Genomic DNA, 13,915 nt, shown 5'->3' with positions numbered 1-13,915 from the left:
TCAGATTCTTAAGGATATTAATATAACAAATATATAAATATTTACTGTGAAATAGTACGTTTCAAACATTAGCTTGACGCATCTACAAGAAACTCGAAATAATAATATATTATTGATAATAAAATACATACACATCAATAGAATCGAGTCCGCGTATTGTAATCCATCATTTTGAACTGATTTGCATTTTAATCCATATCGCTCGATTATAGATTTGCTACGTTAACTTTTATAATACAAAATTGTAAAACATTGTTAAATGGATTATTGCATGAAAAACTGTAAAAAAAGACGGAAGTACCACTACCTCAAAGGTAAAGCACTTCACCTATTGTTTGTAATGTTATTATTAACGATAGCAATACATTCTGCTGCACAAGGCAAATCAATAACAGGAGTTGTTATTGATAACCAGAACGAGCCGATAATCGGAGTAAGTGTTTCTATTGATGGAACCACTAATGGAACAATAACCGATATCAATGGTAATTTCTCTTTATCGAATGTTCCCCCTAATTCCAAACTTCAATTTAGTTATTTAGGATACATCAGCCAAAAAGTTGTAGTCGGAAATAATAATACGTTGAGAATTACATTAATTGAAGACACACAGGCTTTAGACGAAGTAATAGTGGTTGGTTACGGAACACAAAAAAAATCAGATGTTACAGGTGCTATGGTAAGCGTAGGTGCTGATGAGTTAAAAGCACGCCCCACGACCAATGTATTCGAGGCCTTGCAAGGAAAGGCTGCAGGCGTGGATATCCGAACCAGTGACCGTCCGGGAGAAATGGGTGATGTATTGATACGCGGAGTAAGGTCTTTAACTGCTTCAAGTTCGCCACTTTATGTGGTAGATGGTGTACCATTGAATAGCACAATAGGTAAAACACCGGAAGAAAGCCGGGATAATCTATCTCCTAGAGGAGGAGCTTTAGAGTCTATAAATCCTTCCGATATAGAATCTGTCGAAATACTAAAAGATGCTTCTGCAACAGCTATATACGGTTCGCGCGGAGCAAATGGTGTTGTTCTTATTACAACAAAAAAAGGAAAAGAAGGACGTTTTGTTATCAATTACAATGGATCTCTTTCAATAGAGGAACTCAAAGATCGCACTACATGGATGTCGGCAGGAGAATATCTCGAATGGAGACGTTGGGCATATTATTACCGCGATCCGAGTATTTATCCCCGAGGAGATCAACCTACTATCGAAAATGATAAAGCAATATTCAATGGGAATAACGACCCTTATGCCTGGGCAAATATATCGAAAGGTTGGAATAACGGAACTTGGGATGGTTCGAAAGTAGCAACTACAGATTGGACTGATTTTGTGACACAGACAGGGATTACCACAGAACATACAATCAGTGGGTCGGGAGGCACTGAAAAAAGCCGATCTTATGTATCTTTCGGATACCTCAATAATAAAGGCACAATAAAAGGTCAAGATTACGACCGATATACAGCTAAGTTGAGTAATGACCTGCAACTTACACCCTGGTTATCTTTAGGATCATCTATAAATACCACATACAGTATTCAAAACTACGGAATGTCTAATGATGGAGGTACTACTTCAGGCCCTAACAGTGCTTATGCAGCTGCTCAGAGAAACCTTCCTTATGCTGTTCCTTATGATGATAACAATAATCGTATTGAATATCCCGGAGCTGACTCTAAAATTAAAACAGTAGTTGATGAATGGAAATATTCTACTGATGAGCGTAAAGTATTCAGAGCATTAGGTAGCTTTTATGCGCAGTTTAATGCCGGCAAAATATGGTCTCCACTCGAAGGATTGGCATATAAGGTTAATTTTGGTCCCGATTTTCGTTATTACCGTCGGGGTATGTTCAATGATGAAAGCAGTGTAAACCGTGAAGGTGTAAATTACGCATCACTTACCAAGAGTACTGACTTTTCGTGGACATTAGATAATCTTATTTACTATAATAAAAGCATTGGTAAACATGACTTTGGTCTTACATTCTTGCAAACAGCTACAAAATACGAATACGAATATAACTACATGGCAGCAGAAGGTATTCCATTGTCAAGCTCCCTGTGGAATGCATTGAATACAAATAATATCAGTTCTTTGAAAAGCTGGGATTCTTCTTTAACTGAAAAACAACTGCTTTCATATATGGCTCGTATAAACTACACATACAACAGCCGCTATATGCTTACAGCATCTGTGAGACGAGACGGAGCTTCCCAATTAGCAGAAGGTCATAAATGGGCTACATTTCCGTCTCTGGCTTTAGGCTGGCGAATCGATCAGGAAGATTTTATTAAAGATGTTTCGTGGATCAGCCAATTAAAGCTGCGATTAGGATATGGCGTGACGGGTAATTCAGCTATTGATCCTTATCAAACAAAAGGAGGTATTGTAAGCCTGTTCTATCCATATGGCAGTTCTGCTACTCCGGGATATGTCGGTTACGAGTCGTTAATCGGAGGTGGAGCTGTGGCAATGGCTAATCAGAATCTGGGATGGGAAAAAACAAAGCAATGGAATGTCGGTTTGGATTTCAATTTCCTAAACGGACGTGTTAGCGGTATTTTTGATATTTATACTTCACGTACGACTGATCTGTTGATGCAACAGTATATTCCGTCTCTTACAGGCTATATGACCACTTACAATAATATCGGTGAGACTAAAAATTTCGGTTATGATCTGACCCTAAACCTTGTACCGGTCAGAACTCGTGATTTTGAATGGTCGATAGGTGTTAATGCCGCATATACAAAAAATGAAATTGTATCACTGTCTAACGGCAAAGAAGACGATATAACCAATGGTTGGTTTATTGGTGAATCAACAGGAATAATTTATGGGTATGAATCAGCCGGTCTTTGGAAAGAAGAGGATGCTGCAGAAATGGCAAAGTTTAATGCCAACGGACATAACTTTCAGGCTGGTATGACCAGACCGGTGGATCAGAATGGAGACTACAAAATAGATGCGAATAACGACCGTAAAATCATAGGGCATACCGATCCGCGTTGGACACTCGGACTGAATACTAATTTCACCTATAAAGGGTGGGATTTGGGTGTACAACTTTATGGACGCTTGGATTACACTTATAATAGCGGAGGTGTTTGGGTTGGAGGACGTTACAATGTACGTCACTACGATTATTACAACGAAAACAACAAAAATGCAGAGTATCAAAAACCAATATTCGACGAAGGAGGTATAGATACTTATTATAATATTTTAGGGTATAAGAACGGCTCTTATTTGAAAATCCGTAATATATCTTTAGGTTATACACTCCCCAATAAATTATTAAAGAGTACAGGTATGTCAAACCTCAAGATGTATGTTCAATGTAAGAATCCGGGTATGATTTTCAGTCATATAGATTTCTTGGATATGGATACTTATACGAATACCTATAATTCAGGTTTTACATTCGGGTTAAATGTATCGTTTTGATAATAATAAAAGCATTAAGAATATGAAAATACATAAAAATATATTTATCAGTCTAGTAGCCGGATCTCTGACATTAGCCTCGATAACCTCATGCAGTGACTTTCTTGATGAAGAGCTGTCAACAAAGCAGAATACCGATTACTTCGATACAAACGAAGGTATAGAGTCGTTAATGACCGGTATTTATTACAATTTACGCTACCATTTTTCTTTCGAGTGGGGATATTCCACAACCAATTACGGAACTGATGAGTTTATTGTTGGTGGAGATGGTGCCAATGCCATGTGGAATACATACAGCTCGAGTTTGAATTCAGATGTACCCGAAGTCAATATAAATACAACGCATGCCTATGATATATGGGATAATATGTATACAGGCATTGCATCAGCTAACCTTTTGATTCAGAAATGTGAGACCAAGTATACAGGCTCAATGACAGATGAAATATTAGGAACAGCTCATTTCATGCGAGGTTTCAATTATTTAAAACTATTAAGACAATACGGAGGTGTCCCTCTAAAATTAACACCATCGACTACTGTCGAACGCGAATTTGTGCGATCTTCTGCTCAAGAAGTAACAGAGCAGGTACTTGCTGATTTATTAGAAGCTTATGCTAAATTACCATCAACGAAATCGGTCGAAGGGAAGCTTACAAAATCGGCAGCAGCGCATTTTCTGGCTAAGACCTATTTGTGGCGTGCATCGGAAATCAACGACAGCTGGAATTCTGGAACGAAAAGTTCCGATTTGGACAATGTAATTAAATATGCCTCGGAAGTGATTTCTGCACATCCGCTAACAGCCAACTACAGCAGTCTTTGGGCATATACCGGACCTGATGGTGCAAATGAAAAACTTTCAGAAATAGTATTAGCTGCACAGTTTACATCAGCAGATGCTACTCAGGGTAGTTATGGCAATCAACAACACTTGTATTTTCCGAGTATTTATAGAGATTTGCCGGGTATGGCTCGTGATATTTCAGGAGGCCGTGAATATCAACGTCTCCGCACAACCTATTATACGTATAATGTGTATAATCATGAGACTGATTCTCGCTTATGGAAATCGTTCCGTACTAAGTTAAACTGTACTCAAGCATCCGTAAAAGGGACTAATGCCACTTATATAGCCGGAGACAGAGGGGTAATGTACATATTAAACAAACCGGGAGATACCCGTTTCTCAGAAATATGGAATAAAGAAACTGTTAAAGACGGAGAAACAGACAAGTTAGTACCAACGGTTTTTGCTATCTATCCGAAAGGAACTGATGCCACATCTAAGCCTATGGAGACCGATACTTATGTGAAGTACTACGCTCCGTTGAACAAATACTCCGACGGATCGCGTAAAACAGTATCTCAGGAAAGTGGCTACAGAGACGGAATATTGGCTCGTTCGGCCGAAGATTATCTCTTCATTGCAGAGGCTTACATCCGTAAGGGAGAATATGGACAGGCTGTATCGTACCTTAATCAACTTCGCAATCGGGCTCAATGGAAAGCCGGAGAAGATCGTGCCGGATATACTGATGGAGGAGCTGCATGGAACGAGAATGCATTAGGTTGGTCAGTGTATACGGCTGTGGCAGGTAAAGGTACATTCTGCGACCGAAATTCGTATTACGAATCGAACAACCTTCAGATGGGATCACTAAATGCTCAAGCATCCGAACTGTCAATAACAGACATTACTTCTATAGGTAATCTGCCTAAAGAAGATCAGGATATTTGTTCAAAATTAGGATATAGTTCAGCATACGATGTAGCAATGTGCTTCTTACTAAACGAGAAAACGCGCGAAATGTGCGGCGAGTTTCAACGATGGGAAGACCTCGCTCGTACAAAAACTCTTGTTAACCGAGCTAAAGCCTTCAATAAAGATGCGGCTCTTAATATACAGGATTATCATATGCTGCGTCCTATCCCTCAAACTTATTTGGATATCATTCAAAAAAATGGAAAAGCTTTAACTGCTGAAGAAAAGAAAGCCGAACAGAACCCCGGATATTAATGATTCTGATCCCTTTATATACTTAATAGAACAAAAAAAATTGAAGACTCATTCAATATACTAATTTGTTGAATGAGTCCTCTTAAACCGTTATAGATTATGAAATTTTTTTTAGTTATCGGATTCGTATCCATATTAGGGCTTACATCCTGTAAACAACCAAAAACATCAACACCTGAGGTTAACGACTCCAATACACCATTGCACTTACTTGATCCCGATTACAAGTTTGCATATAAAGAGTGGAATACTGAGGAGATTAAGCAATTTTTGGATCGAATATATATTTATCTCGATAAATCGACTCCGACTCGGGTAATAGATAAAGAATCGGGAAAAGAAATTTTGGATTACACACAGATCGACCAACACTCGCAATTAGAACAAGGAGATTTCAGGCTGGCAAGTTACGAATGGGGCGTTACTTATACGGGGATGATAGAAGCAACCCGAGCCACCGGTGACAAGCGTTATCAGGAATATGTAACAAAACGTTTACGTTTTTTAGTCGAAATGGTTCCTCACTTCTCTAAATTAATCAAAGAATACAATGTCATTGATGGACAAATGCGCCAGATTATACAGCCCCGAGCATTAGATGATGCCGGAGCCATGTGTGCTGCTATGATTAAATTAAACCGGATTTATCCTGATCTCAACTGCAACGATATGATAAACAATTATATGGATTTTATCGAAAATAAAGAGCATCGGCTCGCCGATGGTACGTTTGCACGTATGCGCCCGCAAGCCAACACTCTGTGGTTGGATGATATGTATATGGCTATTCCTGCTCTTGCTCAGATGGGAGCATATACTGGCAAGAAACGGTACTTCGATGAAGCTGCCCAGCAAATAAGTCTGTTTAGCAAACGAATGTTTGTTCCTGAAAAAGGATTGTATATGCATGGATGGGTAGAGAGTGCTGAAAGCCATCCAGCTTTTCATTGGGGACGCGCTAATGGCTGGGCATTGCTTACGATGACTGAAGTATTGGAGGTTTTGCCACAAGATCATCCGGAAAGACAAAATATACTGAACCTTTACAAAGCTCATGTCAAAGGCATTGCATCCTATCAGTCCGGTACAGGATTCTGGCATCAGTTACTCGATCGAAATGATTCTTATCTGGAAACATCAGCTACTGCTATCTTTGTTTATTGTATTGCTCGCGGAATTAATAAAGGGTGGCTTGATGCCGTATCGTATGGTCCTGTAGCTCAACTAGGTTGGAGTGCCGTCTCTACAACAATCAATGATAAAGGTCAGGTCGAAGGTACTTGTGTCGGAACAGGTATGGCATTCGATCCTGCATTCTATTATCATCGCCCGGTGAATGTATTTGCTGCTCACGGTTATGGTCCTGTACTTTTGGCTGGTGCAGAAATAATTAATCTCATTAATAAGTTTTTTCCTCAGATGAATGATAGTGCCATTCAGTACTATTCAACTAAACCAAATACGACCAAACCGATATTCGGTGTTGATGGTCAAACTTATTAATAGGCAATTTGATCTTGTCTGAATATCTCGAATCTCATCTTATTAAAATACGATCAATAATCAGCTATAAGTAACGATTTAAGTTACTTATAGCTTTAATAGTTATACTACCTTATTGTTAAAAATTAAAATTATAAATAAAACATAAACTTGTTTTATTTTAATACAAAGAGAGTATATCAGGCCGGAAATTTTTTGTTCGATAAAGACCCTTTTACAAGAAGACTACCGATACGAAGTCATTTTAAGCTTGAGAAAATGCTAGTTAGAAATACATTTTGGAACAAAAAAAGACACTTATTGAACAGTTAAAAAAAAGGAAGAATAATTAATCTTTGTGTTTTATAAAAAACTCTCTCAAAAATGTTAAACATCCGTTTATTATTTCTTCTTCCAATTTTATTATCCAGTCTTAACGTTTATTCTCAGGTAGACAGTACATACATAAGCTCTTTTAATCAGGATTTCTCTGCCCGCTCTTATATAACAACAAAGATTTCGGGTCTCGATAAAATGACTAAACAAGAATACATCGGGCTCATATACCGGATCAATGCTCCGGTAGGAATAGGTATAGGTGCATCATGGAAGAATTATTCATTTGCCTTCAGCCGCAGGATTGGGTTTCTAAGGGATCCTGAAAAAGGAAAAACAAATTCACTCGAACTTCAGTATTACGGTTATAGGCGGAAGTTTGCATACACTTTATCTTTACAACAACATACCGGATTTTATAATGAAATAATGAATCCCGATGGAGCTTATACAACATACCCAAAAATGAAACTTCATATGTATGGAGGGACTTTTCAATGGGTTTTTAATAATAAGAAATTTTCCTACAAAGCGGCATTCAATCAAAACGAGCAACAACTAAAGTCAGCGGGGAGCTTTCTTCTGGGAGCAGCTGTTTATTACACAAAGCTTAACACTGACACCCTGAAATTATTTTCTAATATGGAGAGTCTTCATGAAAATATACAATTCGGAATCACCGGAGGATATGCATATTCATGGGTATTGGGCAAATCATGGTTTGTTACAGGGTCTCTCGATCTGGGAGTCAATTTGGGACATAATAATCCCAAACAAATATTTAATGAGAAGATGAAGATCTATCCGACACTAAACAGCCGTATCGCTGCAGGCTATAATCTGGATTCATGGTCTTTCGGTCTATCTTCTTATTATAACCGCGTGTATCTATTTATTGATGGAAAAGATAACCTGAGTGTAAATGAGTTCAACATACAACTTACATTTATAAAACGATTTAACTGGGGTAATAAGTTCGTTAATAAAACATTAAATGAGACTAAACAGAAACTGGACAGATTCGGGTTCTAATTTATATCCGGATAATTGAATTAGAGGAAATAGTACTTATTGAATATTTTCAATTTATTTAAAATGTCTTTTTGGAACAAAAAAGGACATTTTTAGAACGAAAAATATCGGGCAAAAGGGTTGATCTTTGTAATCAGGAAAAGATATAATTTTTCTGAAATAGATTGAGTCCAATATCAATAAGTAATTAATAAAAAAGAGATGTTATGAAAAAAATTCTTTTAATTCTTTTAGTAATAGTATCAACCGGAGCTTCAGCTCAGAGTATTTTGAGCCGTCTCCATTTCGGAATTAAAGCCGGTGGTAATTACAGTAATTTTACCAATGCAAATTTTGACACAGATCCATTGATGGGTTTTCATGCAGGAGCTATAGTTGGCTTTGATTTGATCAAAGGCTTATCGGTTCAGCAGGAGTTTCTCTTCTCAACACAAGGTGCAGAAATTAAAGGCGACAATAGTCTTTTCGATAAAGATAAGCTGGAACTGTCATATATCTCAGTTCCTATTCTATTAAAATATAAAACCAGCATCGGTATTTATATTGAAGCCGGACCTCAATTCAATATGCTGGTCTCTGATGTAAAAGATACCGGGTTTGATGAATTTGCAGATAAGGTAGATGCCGGCATTGCCGGAGGTATAGGTTATCAATTTAAGAACCTTGGGATTGGAGCAAGATATTATACTGGGCTAACTAAAGTTGGAAAATTTGACTCCTCTAATATAAAGCCGGACTTTAAAAACAGTGTATTACAAGCAAGTATATTTTATATTTTCTGAGAATATTTAATTAGAAGTCATAAGACAAGACAAAAGATTAGTTGTTCTGCAACTTAATCTCTTTGTCTTCTTTTTCTTAGAAAACCGTGGTATAAAACTCAACTATGCCTGAAATCATTAGGAGTCAAACCTGTATGCTTTTTAAAGAATCGTCCGAATAAAGATGGAGTAGGAAAATTATACTCATCTGAGATTTGTGTAGCCGTCAGGTTGGTTGTTCTTAATAAAACTTTTATTTTAGTTATGACAAAATCATTAATCCAAACTAAAGCTGTCCTCCCTGTTGCCTTATAAACATTTTGAGAAAGACCACGTGCTGTCATATTCATTTTATCTGCATAAAAATTAACCGTTCGATCTTCTTTGTGGTATATTCCAATCAAGTCTATAAATTGCTTCATGACATTGTTCTTATCTACCTGGATTTTAGATTGATTTAAGTCGATAGACATATATAGGCTGCTAATCTTAGTCAAGTATCCGGATAATACCCCTTTTATCATGCTCTCTCGAAGAGTTACATCATCGCTATCACTGTCATATAAATGCAATATCAGTGAATGGAATTCTATCAGGATATACATATCCTTTTGTGAAACTTTTAAACTAGGGGTTCTTAGCGTTTTTTCAATAATCCCATAACGGTTATGTAAATTAAGGTCAGATATAAAATCAAAAGAAAAGAATAAAGTTTTGAGCTCCAGATCATCACTTTTTGATATCAATTCTATCAAATGGTCAGATGGGATAATAAGGATAGACTCTTCTTCTATCGCATATTCCTCCATATTTATTTTGATACTTGCATAGCCTTTTGTGCACAAAGCAAAAGTAATCTCCTCAAACACGTAAGGTTCATTTACTCGATATTCCGCGTCCGGATTTTTTAATAAAATAAAATTATTCAGATAACCTAGTTTCTTTAAATCTAACCTAGTTGTTTGTTTCGACTTCCATATTTCTTTTTTATTCATAATCAATTATAAATATTAAATATTCAGTTTGCGGCTTACTAAAGTATAAAAATAAAAATTTGGAACAATTCAGAATAATATAAAAAGATAAAAACAATACAATTGACCACATAATAGAACTATCAAAGTGCTTTTTTGAACAATTCCGGACAATAAGAATCTCTAAATTTTGGAATTCAATTTAAAGAAAACCTGCAGAAAATATACAGACACATCTTTCCGAAAAAAACAGAAATAGATCCTATGGATACATCAACCAGATTAGACAATATGGATTACAGGATTGCTAATAAATTATAAAAAAATCAAACTTCACCTGAATATTTATTTTTAACAAATTGTATTTAAATAAAAAATTCTGTAAATTTGATTGTCTACCAGAACACAGAACACAAGATAAAATCAATGATAGTACCACCGATTCTCATAGAGTTGCTAAGCAGAATAAGAGGGGCCAAACTTTATCATAACGCTTATATGGGTTGCCGAGTATATGTACCCCTTTTACTTAACTATGCTCCTTTTAAAGTAAGAACAAAGCTTTATTTTGAAGTTGTCAATGACAGCCTAAGGCTAAATGTTAACGTCTCTTCAAATGATTATACGGCTATGTGGTGCAGGCAGGAAACCGATCGTATCAGATCAATGATCGAGGATCAGTTTCATGAAATTATATTCAATTGTGAATTGATATACCGAAATATCCCTTTAGCAATTAGGCTCAAAGACAATCTTTTTCCTATTTTGAGAAATATAACACCTCACCTGGCTGGTGCACTTCGGTTCCTGTGCAAGATGAAAGTATCGATATTGTTATCCGGAAACTGGATGGACAAATGGTTCTTGTCGATCACTCTGGCTTTGATACGTTATAGGAATAAAAGGATTAAAAAGTTATACATCTTCTTGTCTAATGCTCGAATTCCCGATCTTGAGAAGGATCTGAATACCCAATGGCCTGATATTAAGCTTCCCGTCTTTCTGGTATCAGTAGAAAGTTTGAGTTTTGATATCATTACCCATGAGGCACTACTTGAATCTGTTGATTCACAGACAATGATTATTATTGATGACTGCCACCTATTCAAATCACCTGAAGCTGTACGCTCATTGCGGATGATGGAAATAGCAGACAAGTGTAATTATAAATTAATGATGACGGATTCTCTGATTTTAAATAATATCCATGATATTTATATGCAGTATCGTATTCTCAATAAAGATATACTCGGTTATTATCATTGGGAGGATTTTTCTAAAAAGCACATAATCTATGGAGGAATAGGCGGAAGTCAAATACTGGGATATAAGAACCTGGCTTACCTGACCAGTCTGGCTGAACCTTATACGTACTCTATGCAGGAAGAAGAAAATATAGAGACAGACCTGATAATCAAAACATATATATGTGAGTTAACCGCTATACAAAAGGAGCTATATAAAAAGAAAAAAAACGAATTATTAACACTTATCGAAAGATATGAAATCAGATTATATGATATTTTTCGAATAATGGGTGAAATGGAACGGATTGTATGTGGTTATATTCCCACTAAATTAAAGGGCGGTAATTATGTGACAAATAAATTATCGCTTTTTGAAAAATTCACATCATATAAATCCCAGGTTGTTGTCTTTTGTAAATATCTTTTTGAGATTGATTTATTAATCAACTTCTGGGGACGAAAACAATGTGCTGTTTTTTGTGGTAAAAACAAAAAGGAAAGAGCAGCTGAGAAAATGCAATTCATTCGAAATAATAAAAAATATCTTATTTCAACATTGAATGTCAGGGAGCTTTGTTTGAGAGGAATTAATAAACCTTGTGAAATCATATTCTTTTCACTTTCCTTTAAATACAAAGGTTACAAAAGAGAATTGTCTTATATCAGGGATAACGGAATATCCCGTAACACCTCGATTAAACGTTTTATAACGAATAGTGGAATTGACAAAAACATCATAGAGAATCTGGCAAGGAAAGAAAAACTGGTTAATCAAATCAACCGGTTATTCGCAAATCGCCAGATGCTGAAAGAATTTGTTGAAGATCTATAGATACAAAAAAATATGATACGATGGATAGGAATGGGGATACAAGAATAGAAAAAATCTGGGGTACAGATCACCGTTTATATGAATTAATCGCGCCATTTGTTATGAATCCGGAAGTTATTCGCTTAAATGGCGGTTATCCTTTCAAGAACACGGAAGACCATCTTTGGTATATTTCCATTAAGGGAAAGAATATGGTAACCGGTTTTATTTCTATTGTGAATAACCGTTTATGCAATGATTTTACATGGCAGGACAAGGATGTATTAAAGCAGCTCTTAGAACGGGTTTTTAATGATATTGAAAAGGGAACACTCATCACCTTTGTAGCAGACAACTCTGATATGGGACTTCTCGAAGAAATGGGATTCTCTATGGAAAAAGAAGGAACTAAATATTTTAAAATGGCTAAGGTTATATGAAAGAATATACGAAAAATGTATATGAGATAACTCTGGATCGTATCGAATATATCTTTTCTGAATTTGAAAATATATACCTGGCTTTTTCCGGAGGTAAGGATAGTGGTGTAATGCTGAATATAGTTCTGGACTATATGCGCAAGCATGATATAAAGCGGAAAGTCGGAGTATTATATATGGACGTGGAGGCCTCATATAAAAGGACTGTCGAATTTATCGAACGGATGTTTCTCGGCAACCTTGATTTAATAGAGCCTTATTGGGTATGCCTTCCTATGATAACAACGAATGCAGTTTCTATGTATGAACCTTTCTGGATCTTTTGGGATCCAGACAAAAAAGCTAAATGGGTACGTCCGATGCCCGAACATAATTTTATAATTAACAGTAATAACCATTCCTTCGATTTTTACAAAGAGAATATGACTTTTGAAGAATTTGCTTTGCATTTTGGGGATTGGTATGCTCATAAGCATGGAAGCAAAAGAACCGCCTGCCTGATAGGCATACGTGCCGACGAAAGCCTGAATCGTTATCATGCCATATCCAGAAGAGATAAAGTATCTTATAAAAGCCAAAGGTATTCGACCAGAATAACAAATACAACTTATAATTTTTATCCTATAAGCGATTGGCGCACAGAAGATATATGGACTTATAATGGTAAATTCCGTAAGCTATATAACACTATCTATGATTTGTTCTATAAGGCTGGAGTTCCTTTATCTAAAATGCGGATTTGCGAACCCTATGGTGACGAACAAAAGGCTGGGTTAAATCTTTTCAAAGAACTCGAACCGGAAACATGGGTAAAGGTAGTCGATCGGGTCAGTGGTGCTAATTTTGGAAATATCTACTGCGGAACCAAAGCATTGGGCATGGGGAAAATAAAACTCCCCCAAGGACATACATGGAAGAGTTATTGTAAGTTTCTGTTAAAAACACTTCCTGATGAAACAAGAAAAATATATACAGTCAAGTTTATAAAGTTTATTCGTTACTGGAACCAAGTAGGTTCCCCTGTTAGCGATGAAGATATTCTTGAACTTGATCCAGACATGATTATTAATACCCATAAATACAGTAAGCGAGGAAAAGGAGATAAGGATGTCGTTCGTTTCAAAACGATACCCGACGTATTGCCCGGGCTGGATAATAAAACAGATTTCCTTTCCTGGAGACGGATGTGTATGGCCATTCTTAAAAATGATATTACATGCAGAACTCTGTCATTTTCTTTGACTAAAAAGCAGATACTGAAACAACAGGAATTAATCAGGAAATACCAGGAAATATTATGAACCATCAGAACTATCCTAAAGAAGCTTTTTTACAGACAGTAGAAAATA

The 13,915-nt window shown here is 36.3% G+C and carries 9 protein-coding genes; 8 read left to right on the top strand and 1 reads right to left on the bottom strand.

The window, feature by feature from the left end:
• Positions 1-271 precede the first annotated feature (271 nt).
• The 5 genes from K322_RS0103475 to K322_RS0103455 all read left to right on the top strand — a co-directional run bounded on the left by K322_RS0103475 (position 272) and on the right by K322_RS0103455 (position 9,115).
• Positions 272-3,460: a SusC/RagA family TonB-linked outer membrane protein gene (locus tag K322_RS0103475; protein ID WP_026625634.1), complete on the top strand. Its 3,189-nt coding sequence runs from the start codon at positions 272-274 to the stop codon at positions 3,458-3,460.
• A gap of 22 nt (positions 3,461-3,482) precedes the next feature.
• Positions 3,483-5,483, top strand: a complete 2,001-nt coding sequence (locus K322_RS0103470; protein WP_026625633.1) for a RagB/SusD family nutrient uptake outer membrane protein — start codon at positions 3,483-3,485, stop codon at positions 5,481-5,483.
• A gap of 99 nt (positions 5,484-5,582) precedes the next feature.
• Positions 5,583-6,986 (top strand): glycoside hydrolase family 88/105 protein, encoded by a 1,404-nt coding sequence (locus K322_RS0103465; RefSeq protein ID WP_026625632.1) that lies wholly within the window; start codon positions 5,583-5,585, stop codon positions 6,984-6,986.
• A gap of 363 nt (positions 6,987-7,349) precedes the next feature.
• Positions 7,350-8,333: a DUF4421 family protein gene (locus tag K322_RS0103460; RefSeq protein ID WP_026625631.1), complete on the top strand. Its 984-nt coding sequence runs from the start codon at positions 7,350-7,352 to the stop codon at positions 8,331-8,333.
• Positions 8,334-8,539: 206 nt separating this feature from the next.
• Positions 8,540-9,115, top strand: a complete 576-nt coding sequence (locus tag K322_RS0103455; protein ID WP_026625630.1) for a porin family protein — start codon at positions 8,540-8,542, stop codon at positions 9,113-9,115.
• A 98-nt stretch (positions 9,116-9,213) separates the two neighbouring features.
• On the opposite strand, the gene K322_RS0103450 is transcribed toward K322_RS0103455, so the two are convergent.
• A complete protein-coding gene (locus tag K322_RS0103450; protein ID WP_026625629.1) occupies positions 9,214-10,089 on the bottom strand; it encodes a helix-turn-helix domain-containing protein in 876 nt (291 codons plus the stop codon).
• A gap of 477 nt (positions 10,090-10,566) precedes the next feature.
• On the opposite strand from K322_RS0103450, the gene K322_RS0103445 reads away from it, so the two are divergent.
• Genes K322_RS0103445 through K322_RS0103435 form a run of 3 tightly spaced genes read left to right on the top strand, consistent with a single transcriptional unit; the run spans position 10,567 to position 13,867 of the window.
• Positions 10,567-12,147 (top strand): DEAD/DEAH box helicase family protein, encoded by a 1,581-nt coding sequence (locus K322_RS0103445; RefSeq protein WP_026625628.1) that lies wholly within the window; start codon positions 10,567-10,569, stop codon positions 12,145-12,147.
• A 20-nt stretch (positions 12,148-12,167) separates the two neighbouring features.
• Positions 12,168-12,566, top strand: a complete 399-nt coding sequence (locus tag K322_RS0103440) for a phospholipase D-like domain-containing protein (RefSeq protein WP_026625627.1) — start codon at positions 12,168-12,170, stop codon at positions 12,564-12,566.
• On the top strand, positions 12,563-13,867 hold the full coding sequence (locus tag K322_RS0103435; RefSeq protein ID WP_026625626.1) for a DUF3440 domain-containing protein: 1,305 nt from the start codon (positions 12,563-12,565) through the stop codon (positions 13,865-13,867). The genes K322_RS0103440 and K322_RS0103435 overlap by 4 nt, the downstream gene beginning before the upstream one ends.
• The last annotated feature ends 48 nt before the right edge of the window (positions 13,868-13,915 follow it).

It is taken from the genome of Indolivaga capnocytophagoides DSM 22835 (assembly GCF_000426485.1).
Classification (GTDB): domain Bacteria; phylum Bacteroidota; class Bacteroidia; order Bacteroidales; family Dysgonomonadaceae; genus Dysgonomonas_A; species Dysgonomonas_A capnocytophagoides.
The sequence above is the reverse complement of the archived record's forward strand: the minus strand, read 5'-3'. Positions and strand labels throughout refer to the sequence as shown.

Excerpts from the sequence above, each read along its gene's own strand:
- K322_RS0103475 (WP_026625634.1), top strand. The coding sequence starts at position 272 with ATGAAAAACTGTAAAAAAAGACGGAAGTACCACTACCTCAAAGGTAAA.
- K322_RS0103470 (WP_026625633.1), top strand. The coding sequence starts at position 3,483 with ATGAAAATACATAAAAATATATTTATCAGTCTAGTAGCCGGATCTCTG.
- K322_RS0103465 (WP_026625632.1), top strand. The coding sequence starts at position 5,583 with ATGAAATTTTTTTTAGTTATCGGATTCGTATCCATATTAGGGCTTACA.
- K322_RS0103460 (WP_026625631.1), top strand. The coding sequence starts at position 7,350 with ATGTTAAACATCCGTTTATTATTTCTTCTTCCAATTTTATTATCCAGT.
- K322_RS0103455 (WP_026625630.1), top strand. The coding sequence starts at position 8,540 with ATGAAAAAAATTCTTTTAATTCTTTTAGTAATAGTATCAACCGGAGCT.
- K322_RS0103450 (WP_026625629.1), bottom strand. The coding sequence starts at position 10,089 with ATGAATAAAAAAGAAATATGGAAGTCGAAACAAACAACTAGGTTAGAT.
- K322_RS0103445 (WP_026625628.1), top strand. The coding sequence starts at position 10,567 with ATGGGTTGCCGAGTATATGTACCCCTTTTACTTAACTATGCTCCTTTT.
- K322_RS0103440 (WP_026625627.1), top strand. The coding sequence starts at position 12,168 with ATGGATAGGAATGGGGATACAAGAATAGAAAAAATCTGGGGTACAGAT.
- K322_RS0103435 (WP_026625626.1), top strand. The coding sequence starts at position 12,563 with ATGAAAGAATATACGAAAAATGTATATGAGATAACTCTGGATCGTATC.